Source organism: Psychrobacter sp. P2G3 (assembly GCF_001593285.1).
Taxonomy (GTDB): domain Bacteria; phylum Pseudomonadota; class Gammaproteobacteria; order Pseudomonadales; family Moraxellaceae; genus Psychrobacter.
Window position 1 is genome coordinate 3,078,691 of record NZ_CP012529.1, and the last position, 17,433, is coordinate 3,096,123.

Consider the following 17,433-nt stretch of genomic DNA (forward strand, 5'->3'; position numbering starts at 1 on the left):
AAATCTTGAAATAAAACTCTTTATTAATAACCACTTAGCTAAATATAGTTAACTATCGCGTAGCTGGGCGCCATGCTGCGCAATCAATGTCTGAATCACTTTGTCAGTTGCAGTTTTTATCACTTCGTCAGATAAGGTTTGCGTGTTGTCCTGCCATATCAGTGCAAAAGCTAGCGAACGCTGACCAGTCGGTACATTATCGCCTTGATAGACATCAAATAACCATAAGTCAGTCAGTAGAGCACCTGCTGTATTGCGTATCGTTGACTCTAATGTCTGTAAGCTGATATCACTATTCACCAAGATTGCAATATCGCGGCGTACTTGTGGGAACTTACTTGGAGTGGTAATTGCGTTCTGTTCGCGAGCAAGCGTCAGCAACGGTGCCAGTGATAATTGAGCGACCCAAGTAGCAGGTAGATCTAATTGCTTAGCCGTATTAGGATGCAATTGTCCCAGCCAGCCGACATACTGATCATCGATATATAATTTTGCGCTTTGTCCAGGATGCAAAAAGCTCAAACTACTACGCTCATAGCGGATACGCGCACTATCAATCTGCGCAGGTATTAATTGCTCAATATCATACTTAAGATCATAAAAATCTAGCGCACGATTCTGATAAGCTTGCTCATTCAAAATATTGCCGACTGCTACCAAAGCAATACTTGGTGTCTGTACCAAATCACTAATACTGTGACCAACAAAGCTAAGGCCAGTCTCAAAGAAACGTACGCGTGGCTGCTGACGATTTAAGTTATATTGCACACAAGGCAATAAGCTTGATAGCAAAGTACGGCGCATCACCGCCAAGTCACTAGAGATAGGATTGGCCAGTGCCAACACTTCTCCTAGCGCTTCATCATCGAGCAAAGCTTCTATTTTTGCATCACTAAAGCTAAAGCTAATCGCTTCCATATAGCCGTTATCGACCAATGCCAGCTTCATCTCGTGAGTCAAGTCCGCCGTATCATCATAATCCATGCTGACTTGCAAGTGTGGCAAGACGCTTGGAATATTGTCATAGCCGTAAATACGCGCAATTTCTTCAATTAAGTCTTCTTTAATACTCATATCAAAGCGATAAGATGGCGGCGTACAAATAAGGCTATCCACTTGCTGCGCTACTTCGAACCCTAGCTGGGTCAAAATACGCACCATTACCGCTGGCTCAATCTCAATACCGATGACATCACGGACTTTAGCGATTGGCAAGGTGATTGGCGCACGCGATGGTAGATAATCGCTACTTTCCGCTTTTACTATTTGCCCAGCTTGACCACCAGTAATACTAGTCACTAAATCACAAGCACGTGCCAAAGCTAGCTCTGGTAACTCAAAGTCTACCCCGCGCTCAAAACGTTGTGAGGCATCAGTATGCAAGCCAAAACGGCGTGCGCGCGCAGCAATCGCCAATGGGCTAAAGAAGGCACTTTCTAAAACAATGTTAGTTGTACTATCGGTGACACTGCTACGCTGACCGCCCATAATACCGGCAAGTGCAAGTGCACCTTCATCATCAGCAATGACCAATTCATCACCCGTTAAGGTAATGGTTTGCTCACCCAGTAGGGTAATCGTCTCGGCAGGCTGTGCCAAACGTACAACAATATCCCCAACAATGGTATCGGCATCAAAAGCATGTAGCGGTTGACCTAATTCCATCAATACGTAATTGGTTACGTCAACCAAAAAGTTGTGTGAACGTAGTCCTGACTGGACTAGCGCATCTTGCATCCATTTTGGAGTGTTGATGCTACGATCAATATTACTGATTGACTGTAGTAAATAGCGTGGGCAAGCCTCAACTGCGCTCACTGTTACCGCAGGAGTTGCACCGTTCTCAGTAACTGCTACGTTGTTAGTAATCTCTGGCTGCTGCATCGGCAAATCGTTAATGACCGATATCTCGCGCGCAATACCACGTACACTAAAGCAATCACCACGGTTTGGGGTGATTGAGATATCTAGTATCTGGTTATCTAAGCCTAAGTATTCGCGGATATCTGTGCCAATTGGCGCATCAGCTGGCAGCTCAAGCAGACCATCAATATCGTCAACCAAATCAATTTCAGACGCACCGCAAAGCATACCGTTAGAGTCGACACCACGTAGGTTGCCATTTTTTATTTTAAAACCTTTTGCATCATCGCTTGGCAACACTGCACCAACGGTAGCAACTGGCGCTTTCATACCGACAGTCACATTGGGTGCACCGCAAACGATTTGTAACGGTTCAGCTGCACCAATATTCACCTGCGTGACACGTAATTTATCAGCATCTGGATGCTGCTCAACGCTTATTACTTCACCGATCACCACACCACTAAAGGCACGAGCAACTGTAAAGCGATCGTCAATCTCTAGCCCCGCCATGGTTAATTGTTCGGCCAATTGCTCACTGGTATTGTTGGGGTTTACCCATTGACGTAGCCACTGTTCGCTAATTTTCATAAATATCTCGGATCAGAATTTTATAATAAAGATTTTGAATTAAAGGTTGGACTATTAACCTGTCATATTAACAAGGAGCACTTTTTATATAAACAGAGAGCACTTTAGCCAAACTGCTTTAAGAAACGTACGTCATTTTGGAAAAATAAACGCAAGTCATCAATACCGTAATACAGCATCGCAAAGCGCTCAATACCCATACCAAAAGCAAAGCCAGTGTATTTTTCGGCATCAATACCGCAGTTGGTCAGCACTTGTGGATGTACCATACCGCAGCCCATAACCTCAAGCCATTTGCCATTGTCATCTAGGATATCTACTTCGGCAGAAGGCTCGGTGAATGGGAAAAATGAAGGGCGGAAACGGACGGTCAGCTCTTTGGCAAAGAACGCTTCTAAGAACTCACTAATCAAGCCTTTTAACTCTGCGAAGGTACTCGACTCGGTAACCATGAGCCCTTCTAACTGATGGAACATCGGCGAATGGGTTTGATCAGAGTCATTGCGATACACCCGACCTGGGCAGATAATACGAATCGGCGGTTCATTCTTTTCCATCGTGCGAATTTGCACTGGACTAGTATGTGTACGCAATAAATAATGTGCGTCAAAATAGAATGTATCGTGCATCGCACGAGCAGGATGATGCGACGGAATATTTAGTGCTTCAAAGTTATAGTAATCGCTCTCAACTTCAGGACCAGTGGCGACATTAAAACCTGCTTGCACAAAATATTGCTGCATACGCTGGGTAATCATCGTTACCGGATGCAAATGACCTTTCTGACCACCGCGCGCAGGCAAAGTAATATCAATATTTTCGGCTTCAAGCTTGGCATTTAATGCCGCCGTTTCTAACTGTTGCTGCTGGTCAGTCAGTGCTTGCTGAATGCGACTACGTACTTGATGCAACCAGCCACCATACGTTTTTTTGTCATCGCTACTGAGCTTACCCATCTGCTTTGACCAGCCAGTTAAAGGGCTTTTTTTACCAGTCAGTTGTATACGTAAGTCTTGTAGCGCACGCGCATCGGTTACTTGCAAGATTAAAGCTTCAGCGGAACTGGCAAATTCATTTAGTTGAGATTCGTTGAGCTCGTTGAGCTCCAAGGACAAAGTCGGTAGCGCCGACAAATCGGCAGTGGCAGCAGGGGTAGTCATAAGACGCATTATTCCTGATTTAAACGGACTATTAATTATAGTGATTGGTAATTGTAGGGGTTCGACCAAATATTGCAAACCATTTACCCAGTTGCTTTTATTTAAATACTTTCAAATAACAGAAAATAAAAGCTAGTTATATTAATGGCTTGAATATTTAGACGGTTAGAAATGAAGTTTTAAAAAACAGATAGTTAGCTCAAACATTATCAAAATAAACCGTAAAATAATTTAATATAAAAAAAGCCACCGACTAGCGGTAGCTTTTATTAATATTGTACTATTAATCAATATTATTCCTATCCTTTTACATACTCACTTAAATAAGTTGAATACCTAAAGGACGGTCAATATTTAGGCCAATTCCGCTTTAGCTTTTTCGACCAATGCTGTGAAAGTCGCTGCATCATGCATAGCGATGTCAGCAAGTACACGACGATCGATTGCGATGTTAGCTTTTTTCATACCATTGATAAAGCGGCTATAGCTCAAGCCGTTTAAGCGTGCACCAGCATTGATACGTGCAATCCAAAGACGACGGAAAGTACGTTTTTTGTTGCGACGGTCACGATAAGCATATTGACCAGCTTTGGTCACTGCTTGTACCGCTACGCGGTAAACACGTGAACGGGCACCGTAGTAGCCTTTTGCGCGCTTTAAGATTTTTTTGTGACGGCGATTTGCCTGTACACCACGTTTTACACGGGCCATAAATTACTCCAAGATTTCTTTAATCACTGTTAAACGAATCACGATGTCATTGAATGATAGACATCGCTATCAGATTGCAACGTCAAATATTTTAAACAAAATATAGATGACAATAGGCTATTAGATGTATGGGCACATACGACGAACTGCTGCTTCGTCAGACTTGTCCACCATCTTAAGACCGCGCAACTGGCGAATACGCTTAGCTGATTTCTTGGTCAAAATATGGCTTTTGAATGCTTGCTTACGCTTAAAGCCATTCGCTGTTTTTTTGAAGCGTTTAGCTGCACCGCTTCTGGTTTTCATCTTAACTTTCATGATGATGTGCCTCTTTTTCTGTGTTAGAACCTGGTCGTCAAATAGTTAATACTGATTAGTAGCGTTAAAAACAACCACTAAACCTCTATCTGCCTCGAGGTGGGAGGCGCTATTTTAGCAGAAGCACGAGGATTTTGCCAAGTAAAGTTTTAGATGAGACTATTTAGGCTTTTATAAAAATATATCTTGGATAGATTGACTAGCCCCTACCATTACTCACTTTATATGACAGCTTACTTGTTATTTTTTTAAAAATCGCTATTAAAAGCTATGATATTGATAATAGTAGATACTTTATATAAAAATAAAAACAGTCAGTGAAGTAATACTACCGCTTATTCCTAAATTGATTGAATGTCAGACTAAGCTATGTTTTATTGATAACAATGGCGTCTGAGACGTTCTGATAATTCATATAGGAGATGACGTTGACAGACCAAGAGTTAGAATTCAATGATGATGTTTTTGTCTTTGAGACAGTTATGCGTGTACGCAATACAGAGATTGATGTCGGCCAGCATTTGACGTTAGAATCTCTTATTACACTATTGGCTGAAGCACGGGCGCGTTTTTTATACTCTAAAGGTATAAAAGAGATCAATTCAGATTATCAAGGATTGATTATTAGTGATTTACAACTGAAGGTTGTTAGTCGCGTTCGCGCTCGTGAAGAGCTGTTATTTGAATTGGGCGTAGAGCAGATATCTGATAAGAGTGGCGATATGGCTATTAAAGTGACTCGTATGTATGATGGCTCACTAGTAGCAAAAGCGCGTAAACGCTTTATTCAATATGACTATCGATCGAATAAAGCTATATCATTTCATAATGATATCAAAGAGGCCTTGGAGCAGAAGCCATTTTAGCCATTATTGATCAATAGTGTTAGCTTCTTAGGCCTCATCTCTGCTACTTCTCTGCAACCTAACCTTTATAAGAAGACAGATTATGACCATACCTGCTTGGCTGACTACTGTAAGCTTTAACACCGATGGACTCATCCCTGCGATTGCACAAGATCATGAGACAGGACGCATTTTGATGATGGCATGGATGAATGCTGAGTCTCTACAACTAACCGCACAAACGCAAACAGCGGTCTATTTTTCACGCTCACGTAATCAGCTCTGGCATAAAGGCGAGACCTCAGGTCATACTCAACAGGTGCATGATATTCGTCTAGACTGTGATGCAGATGTGATAGTGCTAAGTGTTACTCAGATTGGCGGTATAGCCTGTCATACAGGGCGCGAATCTTGTTTCTATCAACGTTTAGATGTATCAGGCTCAGAGCCAGTCTGGCAAACAGTAGATCCAATACTAAAAGATCCGGCTGACATTTATAAATCCGATAAAAGTGATTTAGATTCTAGTTTACATAACAGTACGGACGAAAATAATGTAAATAGTTCTATTCGTCAAAAAGATCTTATCAACAGCAATAATCAAGCAAACAAAGATGTTAATACGACTATATTGCCACAGCTTGACCGTGTGTTGGCTGAGCGTAAACAGGCAGCAGCAGACAGCTCTTATGTGGCCAGTTTATATGCTCATGGTCTTAATAAAATTTTAGAAAAAGTAGGTGAAGAAGCTACCGAAAGTATCATTGCCGCCAAAGACTTTGCTAGCTGTAATGAGCTTACAGACAAGGCGCAGTACGATGCTGCACGTCATGAATTAATTTATGAGGTAGCGGATGTCTGGTTTCATACTTTAGTAGGATTAGCGTGGTTCGATATAGAGTCCGATGCGGTACTAAATGAGCTAGGACGACGTTTCGGGCTATCAGGTATTGATGAGAAAGCCGCAAGACAGCCGTAGATGAAATAAGCTTGTGTAATTATTGTTGTTTTCAACTTTTTGTCATCTGTGCGCGTTATAATGTAGCCTTAATGACTTAAATCTTACGTGTCCGAAACATTTTATCGTTCGGCTAGTAAGTTTCAAGTGATACCATATATATTGGTTTTATCAAGACATAAGGATACCGTTATGGGCAGTTTTTCCATTACCCATTGGCTGATTTTACTGGTTGTGGTGGTTGTCGTATTTGGCACCTCCAAACTCAGAAACGCTGGCAAAGATTTGGGCGGCGCAGTAAAAGGTTTTAAAGAAGCCGTTAAAGATGAAGAGACGGAACATGCGCGTAAGCGTCGCGTTCTTGATCATGATGCTAGTGTGTCTAAATCAGATACCGAATTGAATAATACTTCGGCAAATTCGCAGACCGGTACTAAGGTTGATGATATAGAAATCAGTCCTACTACCTCTAATGATAAGCATAAGGTATGATACGCGTCGTCTATAAATTACTTATAAACAGCGTCGTTGAATAGAATGTTGACGAATATATTTGACAGTTATGTTTGATATCGGATTTTCTGAATTACTCTTGTTTGGCGTCATTGCCTTAATTGTATTAGGTCCAGAAAAGCTGCCTCAGGCTGCACGGACTGCTGGGCAATGGTATGCCAAATTGCGTCGTACAGTCTCAACGCTGCAATCTGAAATAGAGGCTGAGCTTGACTTGGCTGAGACTCGCAAACAGATGCAAGACGAGCTTGCTAAAATCCGCCAAACTGAAGCAGATATGAAGCGCGAAATGGCAGAATTGCGCGGTAGTATGCAAGAGTTTGAATATTCGCAACATCAAAGTATGGATGCTATCAACAAACCAAAGAACTCTAATTCAAATCATTATCAGAGCCAAGACGCTCAGAAACAAAACACGATTGATAAGTTGGAGGCAGAAGCTTCTATAACATCAAGTACGCCAACAGAATTTGCTTATGATTATAATTATGAGCAGGATGAAGAGTTAAGAGACTTATCTAATATTTATGACGATGAAGATTTTGATGATTCAAATTTTGATGATCCCAAAAAATACGCCTCAGACCCTTTAGCTACTTCTAACAATATTCCGCATCGTTTTATCACTAGACCATGGGAAAATATGTGGTTCCGTCTTAGTGCTTATGATAAAGCGCACCGCCTACCTGCACCTCCATATCTGCCTAATTATAAAGCAGACACTCTATTGAATGATGGTTTTTCACATTCTAACTTTTCGCATCATGGCTTAGATGAAAAGATGGAGCCTATCGACGAAGAGCTGGAATCTATCCAAGCTGAACTCGAGCTATCAGAAAGCTATTCATCGGATAATACCTCTGATGATGATGTAGACCAAAATAAATTGACTATGCCCTCCTCGTTAATCAAACAGGAGACGCCTAAATGAGCTTATTTAAACGGCAAAAAAGTCGGCAAGAAAAAATAGCGGAGACTGAAGATAGCGCGCAGGAGCAAGCAGATGTCGCACCTGATAGCAGTTCTGATGACATGTTAAGTAAGCTAATCGATATGCCCATTACTGAGCACTTGATAGAGCTGCGTACCCATTTAATCAAAATCTGCGTAGCGATATTAATAATATTTTTAGCATTGGTAGGGTTCTCACGCGAGCTATATAACTTTTTATCAGATCCATTGGTCGCCCAGCTACCCGCTAATTCGACCATGATTGCGACAGATATTACCTCTAACTTTATGGCCCCGATACGTCTGACTGTATTTGTGGCCGCATTCGTAGCCATGCCCTATATTCTTTATCAAATTTGGTCATTTGTAGCGCCAGGTTTATATAAGAAAGAGAAAAAAATTGCCATACCTGTCCTGTCATCCTCTATCTTTTTATTTTATACCGGCGTAGCTTTTTCTTATTTTATCGTGCTCAAAGGGGTTTTGAAGTTCTTTATTATGTTCGCCCCGCAAAACGTACTGCCGATGACTGATATCGACAGTTATTTGAGTTTCGCTTTAAAGCTGTTCATGGTATTTGGATTGACGTTTGAGATTCCTGTTGTCACCTTACTATTGATATTGGTTGGCATCGTCTCCATTCAGGGTTTAGAAGATAAGCGACGCTATATTATCGTTGGCTGTTTTGCAGTGGCAGCGGTAGTAACACCACCTGATGGTGTGTCCATGCTGATGCTGGCGATTCCTATGTGGTTATTGTTTGAGTTGGGTTTATTATTAGCAAAAATATTAATTAAAGAAGATAAAAATGCAGCCTTATCATCTGACGATGACTAGTTTGCTAGTATTATTTTAACTATATCTATTGTAAATAACATGAAAATAATAAAAGATTATAAGTAGCAAGCTGCACAAATCTGATATTGTATTTAAGTCAGAATGAACTGACGATACATCAATTATCTACCCGCCTTTCATACATATCTCCATTCATTTGTTATCATAATTGAATTGCCAGCCAGCCATTGTTGATCCAGTGGCTTTTTTTACCCCAGTTGTTTTTAATCACTTTTTGTACTTTAGGTAGCTTTTTTATGTCCGCATCTATGCCAGCTTATATGAGCGATCCCACTGATGAACAGCTGAGCGCGCTTAATATGGCGATGGATCACAAGTCATTTAAAGTAGTCGCCTATGCAGGTGCCGGTAAAACAACGACGCTAAAACTTATTGGTGAGCGTCTGCGTGGACGTGGCTTGTATTTAGCATTCAATAAAACCATTGCCAACGATGCGCGGCAAAAGTTCCCACCGCATGTAGAGTGTCGTACCTTTCATTCGCTCGCTTATCGGCACGTTGCTCGTGATATTACGGCTAAGTTATCGTTACCACGCTTTTCACCTAAGCGCCTTGGTGATGATCTAGGCTTGCAACCCGTACAAGTACGCAGGCAAATGGATGGGATTAATAAATACATTACCCTCACGCCTGCCAGATTGGCGCGATTCGTTAGTGACGCAGTTAGCAATTTCTGTAGTACTCATGCCAGCTACCCTGCACCAAGACATATTTTGTTTCCAAGCTGGCTCGATGAATCCGACGCAGAGCAGCTGCGCGAAATGCTCTACCCTGCCGTTGAACAGCGCTGGTTGCAGTCTATTGATGCACGCCATCCGGCAGGTATCGGTCATGATATTTATCTAAAGTTATGGGCATTGTCTAAACCTAGCATTCCTGCGGACTTTATTCTATTTGATGAAGCGCAAGATGCCGACCCCTTAATGATGGGAATCTTGACTCAGCAGCCAAGGCAGGTCATCTATGTGGGTGATGCTCATCAGCAAATTTATGAGTGGCGCGGCGCCGTCAATGCGATGAAAAAGCTACCGTTGCCGCAAACTTTATTGACCCAATCCTTTCGCTTTGGTGAACCGATTGCAGAAGTTGCTAATACCCTGCTAAAAGCATTGCAAGAAGACGTCCCGCTTAAAGGAAATCCTCACAAGAAGTCCTCTACTGAAAAGGGTATGGTGCACAGTAAGAAAGACGCTATCCTTTGCCGCACCAATGCTGCTGCTATGGCGCAGCTACTAACTGGGCTTAAACTCGGTCACCGCGTGGCGCTACAAGCTGATACTGATCGCATGCTCAAGTTCTGCCAAGCAGCCGAAAACTTAAAAAATGGTAAATCGGCGTATGGCGTACCCGAACTGGCATACTTCTATAACTGGAGTGATGTGCAAGAGTATTCTGAAACCAATGAAGGTAGTGATCTAAAAACGCTGGTTAAACTGGTCGATGACCATGGGACCAATGTGCTCAGTCAAGCGGTGAATAGCCTGACCAGTATCGAAAATGCCGATTATGTCATCTCAACCGCTCACAAAGCGAAAGGGCTTGAATGGTCGCGCGTCCAGCTCGATGATGACTTTTATTATGATGTCACTACTAATGGCATAAAAATTAATCCTGAAGAATTGCGCTTATTGTATGTCGCTTGTACACGTGCTCAGGCCAATTTGGATATTCACAACATTCAAGACTTAATATCAGGATTACAAACGGGTAAAAAAGTGATTTATGGGACTTAATTGGCCTTACTAGATTTTAATATTTTTGCTCGACTTACTTCTAATAATGATTAATTGCCAATGAATAATGACAATAAACAGACTAATTTGTTAAATCAACACAACCATATGCAGCAACTGTTTGAACATCCGGTGCGCCTTCTGGCTCCAATGGAAGGCTTGAGCGATCCGCTAATGCGCCAAATTTTGACCCAAATTGCAGCAGACTTAGGCCGTCCTTATGATTGGTCAGTCAGCGAGTTTATTCGTGTTACCCAGCATGTCTTGCCAGCTCATGTGTTTTATAAATATGTGCCAGAACTTCATCATGATGCCAAGACCGAATCTGGCACACCTATTCACGTCCAGCTACTGGGTAGTGAAGCGCAGTTGATGGCCGAATGCGCAGCTTTTGCCTGTGAGCTTGGTGCGCCTGCTATCGATATCAATTTTGGTTGCCCTGCGAAGACTGTTAATAATCATCGAGGCGGCTCTGTGCTGTTGGATGAGCCAGAAGTCATGTATGAGATTATCAGTGCTGTGCGCAAAGCCGTGCCGGCTCATATTCCAGTATCTGCTAAAATTCGTTTGGGTTATACCAACACCAGTAAGATGGATGATATTAGGGGTGCTATCGCTGACAGCGGTGCAGATTGGTTAACTATTCATGCCCGTACCAAGACTCAAGGCTATAAGCCGCCTGCCTATTGGGATAAAATCGAAGCATTTAATAAGCTCAAGATTCCAGTGATTGCCAACGGTGAAATATGGACCGCTGAGCAAGCACAGTCTTGTATGCAGCAAGCGGGCACTTCACATCTCATGTTAGGGCGCGGCGCAGTCACACGTCCAGATTTGATTGCGCGTGTAGACGGATCTAAGAGTATCAATGATTTGGTAGACAGCTCTATGACAGATACTAAGACTTTGACTTGGCAGGCATTGATACCCCATCAAATTAAATTTTTAGAAGGGCAAGCCAAAAATGACATCGTATTAGTCGGTCGTTATAAGCAATGGCTTGGCATGCTCACTAAAGGGTACAGCGAAGCGCAAGTATTATGGGAAAGCATTAAAAGAGAAAAAAATAAAGCGACTATTATTACTGCCCTACAGACTAGTGCACAGCCATAAATAGCCACTTTTACTTTAAATAATTTTAAAGCTTCTTAAAACTGTAAAGTTGCTTAGATAGCTGCAAAACTAACAGCTACAAAACTAAGCACTAATCCGAATCGCCAAATAAAACAGCATCAAACAGCACACAATTGATAATACCCAAAGCACTGAACGAAACATCGATAAGTTGACAATGTAGGCCAACCCATAGCCAATACGAATCAGCACGTATAACCATGCCAGTGTATTGATAATCGATTGTGGGACAAAGAACAACATCGCAACTAATACCGCTGCCAAAAATACTGGCAAGGTTTCATAGCTATTTTGCTGGGCTGCATTAGCGCGTGCTGCTGCCCCTGTCGTACGTTGTAAAAAATCACGCGGATGTGCATTGTCAGCCAATCTAAAACCACCAATGGCTTTCGCTGTTAACGCCATGGCTAACGGTAGCAAACTTGCAACCACCATCGCCCAAATTGCGGCTGCAACGGTATCAGGAATTAATCCAAATAGTGCACTCATAATTATCTCTACCTTTACCCTGCAATGACTTCAAAATCATGAGTAACATTTACCCCGCCTTGTACCAACATGCGACTGGCTGAGCAGTATTTTTCTGCTGATAAATGAATAGCCTTTTCAACTTGTTTATCTTTGATGTCTTGCCCTGTCACTATGAAATGCATATGAATATCAGTATATACGGCTGGTACAGTCTCGGCGCGTTGTGCTGTCAACTCACAGCGCACGTCCGTCACTTCCTGACGCGACTTTTGCAAAATTGCTACAACGTCATAACTGGCACAACCACCAAGCCCCAACAATATCAACTCCATCGGGCTGGCACCTTTTTCTTTATCGGCATCAATCTGTACGTTATGCCCTGATGGTGACACGCCCATAAAGGCTTTATTTTCTTGCCACGTAACGCTCGCTTTTGACTCTGACATTGTTCATTGTCCTTTTATAAGTTTTGATTGAATCAATTAACTATTTTTATAGTGAGTAATATTAACAATACTTGGTTAGTGTAGCATAGGCCAAAACAAGGTTTTATAGACTATCTGTCACTCACATCAAACGCTTCTAGATAATAACTGATATGACAAAATAGCTAGGCTTCGTTGCTTCCCTATTTATCATTTTGATCTTTTCAGCTTGCTTCCAAAACAGCTTTTCTAAGTCGCTGATTTTAAACATTTAAATTCGTGAAACATTTTATAGCAAAATACTGTTACACATTTAGGCTGTTTCTTGGTTTAATGATGGTAATGAAGCTTATTTTATTAGTGTGAATATACCATTCACCCAATAATAATTATGATTGTCGTATTTTTATGCTATTCAGATAAGCTATTTTTAAACAATTTTAAGGGTTTGTTTATGATAGATGCAGACGGCTTTCGCGCCAATGTCGGCATCATCTTGGCAAATACACAGGGGCAAGTTCTGTGGGCGAAACGTATTGGTCACAACGCTTGGCAGTTCCCGCAAGGCGGTATCGACCGCGGGGAGACGCCGATGGATGCAATGTATCGGGAGCTCTGGGAAGAGGTCGGATTATATCCTCGTCACGTAGATTTATTGGCAGTTACGCAAGATTGGTTGCGTTACCGTTTGCCAAAACGCTACGTGCGCCATGGACAATATCCACTGTGTATTGGGCAAAAACAAAAATGGTTTTTGCTGCGCTTAGATGAGCCGAACGCGCAACATATTCGCTTTGATGCGGGTAAACCTGAATTTGATCACTGGCAATGGGTAAGCTATTGGTATCCACTTGGGCAGGTGATTCACTTTAAACGCGGGGTATATCGTCGTGCTTTGCAAGAGTTAGCACGCGAGTTACCCCTCAGACAAGAGCTAATTATTCCTGAACAAGATAACCATTTGTTGATGGAATAAATAAACAGCTTAATGCAAAACGCATTACGGATGCTTATATTAATATCTAGAAAATTTAGATACTAATATAAGCATTTTTTATTGCGTATTTGAATGATCATTAAATTCACAACTTATAATCTCAGCAGTAACTTTTGCATCTTTAATATCATTACGTAGCGTTAAAATACTTTGGGTGCGAGTGCCATAATTTGGTATTACTCCATCCTCAGGCCCTGTCAGATCTACAGGCTCAATATAGACAGATGATAGTCTTTGTTCAATCTCAACAGCAATACCAGTATCGGGTAGTTTGTCCGCTGGCGCTGGAATGTTGTCTGACAACACAGTGAAGGCAGCGTCTCGCCAGTACTCAAGCGAGTTATTTTCTGCAATTAGCGGCAGTACTTCTTGACGTAGCCGACCACGCAAACGGTCAGTCTTAAACCAGCTGTCTTCTGGCTGACCGTTAGAGAGGACATGCAATCCTGCATACAATGGGGTTGGTGCATGACCGCGATTATTGACAATGACAGCCTGCGTGGTATCACCAATAATAAGGTTAAAGCCCGCGTAGTCTTGCAAGCTGATTTGCCGTGCAAAATCCATTGGACTTATATTACTGGTCAAAAAATCAGTGACGAGTGCGCCACGTGAGCGTTCATCCAAACTCGCCTGCACACCATCGCGAAAGTTCAGTACGGCGGCCCAGCGTCCGTTTTGCTCATAAAAATCGGTATGCTGCTCTTGATGAATACCCAACCAAGTGCCACCACTTTGGCTATCGCGTCCAGCATAGATAGGTTTATCAGACCACTGATGCAGCTCTTCGGTTGGACGCTGCAAAAACTCATCGCGATTAGACAATAGTACTAGTGGCAATTCATCAAATAGCTGCCAAGCAATGGCGACGATGCACATAGAATTCCTTTATGTTTTAAGGTTTACAGTTGTCACGCGACTATCATTTAGCGCGATTGTTATTTTACATTTTTTTGATAACTAATTGGTGTTTAGCTTCTTATCGGCAGGGTAGCTAATTTGATAAGTAGACTGTACCACTTGTGATTGCTTACTCGGCAAATCAAACTCCCAAGCGACTATGCCTTTACTGTCATTCCAATCCTGCTTAGTAACAGGTGGAGTATGGGTTGCTATAACTTTAATACTGTCATCACGGCTGACAGGCTGAGCGCTTAAAACTTGCAAGCGCATGCCACGGTTGTGCTGATTGGTAAACTGATAAGCTTGTTTGGTCGTCAAAGTTTGCAAACGATTAAATACTCCTTTATCACCTTGTTTGTCTTCATCGGTCAACTGCTTCACTAGCATATTAGGATCAACCCCAAAACCAATGCCCTGTTCTTTTAGCGATTGATAGCTATAACGCGACTGTCCAACATAGTTATCATCGCGATATAACTGTAGTGAACCATCAACCCAAGCTGGAGTCAAAAACGGCGCTGATGCATACCAATAAGCCGTTTGCTCGACGCTTGGTGTACTGCGTAGCCAAAGCTTACTATTACCAGATTGCTCATCAATCACCGTCCGTACCCGTCTACCGTCACTTGGAATGCTGATGCGCTGCGGCAAACGATATTCGGTAATGCCGTTTTTATTTTGGCTATTAACAGTAAAGCTCGGCAGCGGTGCCGTATTTGTGGCAGACTCGCCGCCACTATAGCTATCTCTTGCAGAGACTACCACTGGAGTAGCCTCCATAGCAGCTGGCGTATATCTAACCAATTCATTTTGACGCTCTTCATATAAAGATAAGAGCGGTACTCTTGGCAGCTGACTAGTGGTGTTTTGATTGGGATTAATGGTACTCAAAGTAACAGGTACGTTGGTCCAATTCTCTCCCGTTTGTTGGGCGATGACGGCGGAGGCCGTGATACTAAGCTGCTTACTCTCAGTATTTAAGCGTGCTTGATAAGTTGGCTCCCAACCTGCGCCGCGTACTTGGTAATGCAACTTTACTGAGCTTGGCATGCGGCTGGCGGTACGCACACTTACTTGCGTCACACTATTACTTGTTGAGGTTAAGCTACCTGCCATCAGCTGATTAAGTATATCTTGCGCGCGAGCTTGGCGCTGCTGAATATTCAAAATTCTTTTATTAATGCTTGCCGCTTGCGTTTCTAAATCACGCGCATTGTTCGCCAATGTACCATCCGTACTTATTTGCGTGACTTTGGTCAGATTTTGCAAGTACGCTTTGGCTAAGCGTGCCGCTTCTAACTCAGCGTTGATATCGGCTAAGGTAGCCTGTTGCGCCTGCACTTTTGCATCACCTTGGTACTGACATTGTGCTGCTTGCTCACCGCTTAAAGCTTCAATACTGACTTCACCGACATTTACATTGCCAAGTACCTGCACGCTGACACTATCTTGATCAATAGACGGTGATAAACACGAAAATATCAGCGTCTGCTCACCCTTGCCACTGATTGGCAACGTACGAGTCACACTTGCTAAACCTTGATAAATGGTAACTTGTTCAACACTACTCATGACAGCTTGAGCAGGAGAGACACTTAAAGCTGCCAGGCTAACTAGACTTAGCGGTGTCATGAGCTGCTTTAATACCAACTTGCTCGTTTTTTTTGAATAATTTTTATCACTCGAAACTGGTGCTGTTAAAAAGTAAGCGCGCATAATAATTCCTTAAAAATAACATTAATCCATTAACATCGCTGGTTAGCGCAAGCCTACGTGATCTGACGCTATGTAAAAATGACTTATTTAATATACTTATTATTGTCATTAAATTATTGTTCTTAAAAAGTGCTCTTGTTCGATTGTTTTATGCAGTGTTTATTGTAAGCCTTATTCTAAACCCAGTTTTATATCTTAGCGGTTTTCTGTCTTTCTTTCTAGATGTTACCAGCGGCAGATAAGTTGTTACGATGAAACTAGGATGACGGTAATTTGGTATGCCTAAGTAGCTATTTTTGCTATTATGACCCTCATTCTATTATCAATAATTATGATGCCCTTATGAAGATTCATCCTCAGTATGATCCCGTGGCGCTGTCCTTGGGTCCAGTAGAAGTGCACTGGTATGGCCTAATGTATTTATTAGCATTTGCCGCGGCTTATGGTCTAGCTTGGTATCGCAGTACCAAACGTGACACTTGGTCAACCGATATGGTTTCTGACTTGGTATTTTACGGCGCGCTTGGTGTCATCTTAGGTGGCCGTGTCGGTTATGTATTGTTTTATCAATTTGGCGAGCTGTTGCAAAACCCAGCGTATCTTCTCAAAGTTTGGGAAGGTGGTATGTCATTCCACGGCGGCTTCATCGGCGTAATGCTCGGCATGTGGTTCTTTGCACGCAAATATAAAAAGAGCGCTTTTGAAGTATTCGACTTCGTGGTCCCTTGTGTCCCAACTGGCTTACTGTTTGGTCGCATCGGTAACTACATCAATGGTGAGCTATGGGGACGCGTCTCTGACGGCGGTTATAACTGGTTGACTTATTTCCCGCAAGCTGCCGCCTTTGATATGCAGCAACTACAGGACAATCCACAGTTACAAGAGCTGATGACTGAAGTTAATGGGCAATACTTATTACCGCGTCATCCGTCGCAGTTATACGAAGCTTTTGCAGAAGGACTGTTATTGTTTATATTCTTATGGTGGTATTCATCGAAGCCACGTCCGCGTATGGCCGCAACCGCTGTATTCTTGTTAGGCTATGGTATCAGTCGCTTTATCATTGAGTTCTTCCGTCAACCAGATGCAGATCAAGGGTTTGTGTTGTTAGGTTGGATGACTAAAGGACAAATATTAAGCGCACCAATGATTATCCTTGGCTTTATCCTACTGATTTATGCTTACAAGCGTGGCATCTATGATTGGGGTAAGCAAGCAGCTTATTAAGCACCATCTTGTATAAAGCAGCACTTTGCATCAAGCACTATGTTAAGAGCTATATTAAA

Annotated in this window: 16 protein-coding genes and 1 pseudogene; 9 read left to right on the top strand and 8 right to left on the bottom strand. The window is 42.4% G+C overall.

Annotated elements, in window-relative coordinates; translation table 11 throughout:
• Nucleotides 1–48: 48 nt before the first annotated feature.
• From pheT to rpmI, 4 genes are all read right to left on the bottom strand, one after another.
• The gene (gene pheT, locus AK823_RS12585; protein ID WP_068329644.1) at nucleotides 49–2,454 is read right to left on the bottom strand and encodes a phenylalanine--tRNA ligase subunit beta; all 2,406 of its coding nucleotides are present in this window, start codon (nucleotides 2,452–2,454) and stop codon (nucleotides 49–51) included.
• 104 nt (nucleotides 2,455–2,558) lie between these two features.
• Nucleotides 2,559–3,614, bottom strand: coding sequence for a phenylalanine--tRNA ligase subunit alpha (gene pheS, locus AK823_RS12590; RefSeq protein WP_068330343.1), 1,056 nt, complete (start codon nucleotides 3,612–3,614; stop codon nucleotides 2,559–2,561).
• 354 nt (nucleotides 3,615–3,968) lie between these two features.
• Nucleotides 3,969–4,325 carry a 50S ribosomal protein L20 gene (gene rplT, locus AK823_RS12595; RefSeq protein ID WP_011281252.1) on the bottom strand — a complete coding sequence of 119 codons (357 nt, stop codon included), beginning with the start codon at nucleotides 4,323–4,325 and terminating at the stop codon, nucleotides 3,969–3,971.
• A gap of 120 nt (nucleotides 4,326–4,445) precedes the next feature.
• Entirely contained in the window at nucleotides 4,446–4,643 is a 198-nt protein-coding gene (gene rpmI, locus AK823_RS12600; protein WP_011281253.1) for a 50S ribosomal protein L35, read from the bottom strand.
• A gap of 428 nt (nucleotides 4,644–5,071) precedes the next feature.
• Here rpmI and AK823_RS12605 point away from each other — a divergent pair, with 428 nt between their 5' ends.
• The 7 genes and pseudogenes from AK823_RS12605 (at nucleotide 5,072) to AK823_RS12635 (ending at nucleotide 11,614) form a co-directional block, all read left to right on the top strand.
• Nucleotides 5,072–5,509 (top strand): thioesterase family protein, encoded by a 438-nt coding sequence (locus tag AK823_RS12605; protein ID WP_068039514.1) that lies wholly within the window; start codon nucleotides 5,072–5,074, stop codon nucleotides 5,507–5,509.
• 82 nt (nucleotides 5,510–5,591) lie between these two features.
• Nucleotides 5,592–6,467, top strand: a complete 876-nt coding sequence (hisIE, locus tag AK823_RS12610; protein WP_068329646.1) for a bifunctional phosphoribosyl-AMP cyclohydrolase/phosphoribosyl-ATP diphosphatase HisIE — start codon at nucleotides 5,592–5,594, stop codon at nucleotides 6,465–6,467.
• 171 nt (nucleotides 6,468–6,638) lie between these two features.
• Nucleotides 6,639–6,938 (top strand): Sec-independent protein translocase subunit TatA, encoded by a 300-nt coding sequence (tatA, locus tag AK823_RS12615; RefSeq protein WP_068038291.1) that lies wholly within the window; start codon nucleotides 6,639–6,641, stop codon nucleotides 6,936–6,938.
• 70 nt (nucleotides 6,939–7,008) lie between these two features.
• Nucleotides 7,009–7,278, top strand: a pseudogene (gene tatB / locus AK823_RS14360) (Sec-independent protein translocase protein TatB); the annotation flags it as partial.
• A gap of 608 nt (nucleotides 7,279–7,886) precedes the next feature.
• The gene (tatC, locus tag AK823_RS12625; protein ID WP_068038295.1) at nucleotides 7,887–8,747 is read left to right on the top strand and encodes a twin-arginine translocase subunit TatC; all 861 of its coding nucleotides are present in this window, start codon (nucleotides 7,887–7,889) and stop codon (nucleotides 8,745–8,747) included.
• 257 nt (nucleotides 8,748–9,004) lie between these two features.
• On the top strand, nucleotides 9,005–10,501 hold the full coding sequence (locus AK823_RS12630; RefSeq protein WP_068329649.1) for a UvrD-helicase domain-containing protein: 1,497 nt from the start codon (nucleotides 9,005–9,007) through the stop codon (nucleotides 10,499–10,501).
• Nucleotides 10,502–10,609: 108 nt separating this feature from the next.
• Entirely contained in the window at nucleotides 10,610–11,614 is a 1,005-nt protein-coding gene (locus AK823_RS12635; RefSeq protein ID WP_068330345.1) for a tRNA-dihydrouridine synthase family protein, read from the top strand.
• A gap of 84 nt (nucleotides 11,615–11,698) precedes the next feature.
• Here AK823_RS12635 and AK823_RS12640 read toward each other — a convergent pair whose 3' ends face one another.
• Nucleotides 11,699–12,124, bottom strand: coding sequence for an MAPEG family protein (locus AK823_RS12640; protein ID WP_068038304.1), 426 nt, complete (start codon nucleotides 12,122–12,124; stop codon nucleotides 11,699–11,701).
• Nucleotides 12,125–12,138: 14 nt separating this feature from the next.
• Nucleotides 12,139–12,552 (bottom strand): OsmC family protein, encoded by a 414-nt coding sequence (locus tag AK823_RS12645; protein ID WP_068038307.1) that lies wholly within the window; start codon nucleotides 12,550–12,552, stop codon nucleotides 12,139–12,141.
• A gap of 433 nt (nucleotides 12,553–12,985) precedes the next feature.
• Here AK823_RS12645 and AK823_RS12650 point away from each other — a divergent pair, with 433 nt between their 5' ends.
• The gene (locus tag AK823_RS12650) at nucleotides 12,986–13,507 is read left to right on the top strand and encodes an RNA pyrophosphohydrolase (RefSeq protein ID WP_068038310.1); all 522 of its coding nucleotides are present in this window, start codon (nucleotides 12,986–12,988) and stop codon (nucleotides 13,505–13,507) included.
• Between the two features lie 78 nt (nucleotides 13,508–13,585).
• On the opposite strand, the gene AK823_RS12655 is transcribed toward AK823_RS12650, so the two are convergent.
• On the bottom strand, nucleotides 13,586–14,407 hold the full coding sequence (locus AK823_RS12655; RefSeq protein WP_068329651.1) for an NRDE family protein: 822 nt from the start codon (nucleotides 14,405–14,407) through the stop codon (nucleotides 13,586–13,588).
• Nucleotides 14,408–14,488: 81 nt separating this feature from the next.
• Nucleotides 14,489–16,147: a DUF4139 domain-containing protein gene (locus tag AK823_RS12660; protein WP_068329653.1), complete on the bottom strand. Its 1,659-nt coding sequence runs from the start codon at nucleotides 16,145–16,147 to the stop codon at nucleotides 14,489–14,491.
• A gap of 342 nt (nucleotides 16,148–16,489) precedes the next feature.
• Here AK823_RS12660 and lgt point away from each other — a divergent pair, with 342 nt between their 5' ends.
• Nucleotides 16,490–17,374 carry a prolipoprotein diacylglyceryl transferase gene (gene lgt, locus AK823_RS12665; protein ID WP_068038320.1) on the top strand — a complete coding sequence of 295 codons (885 nt, stop codon included), beginning with the start codon at nucleotides 16,490–16,492 and terminating at the stop codon, nucleotides 17,372–17,374.
• Nucleotides 17,375–17,433 lie beyond the last annotated feature (59 nt).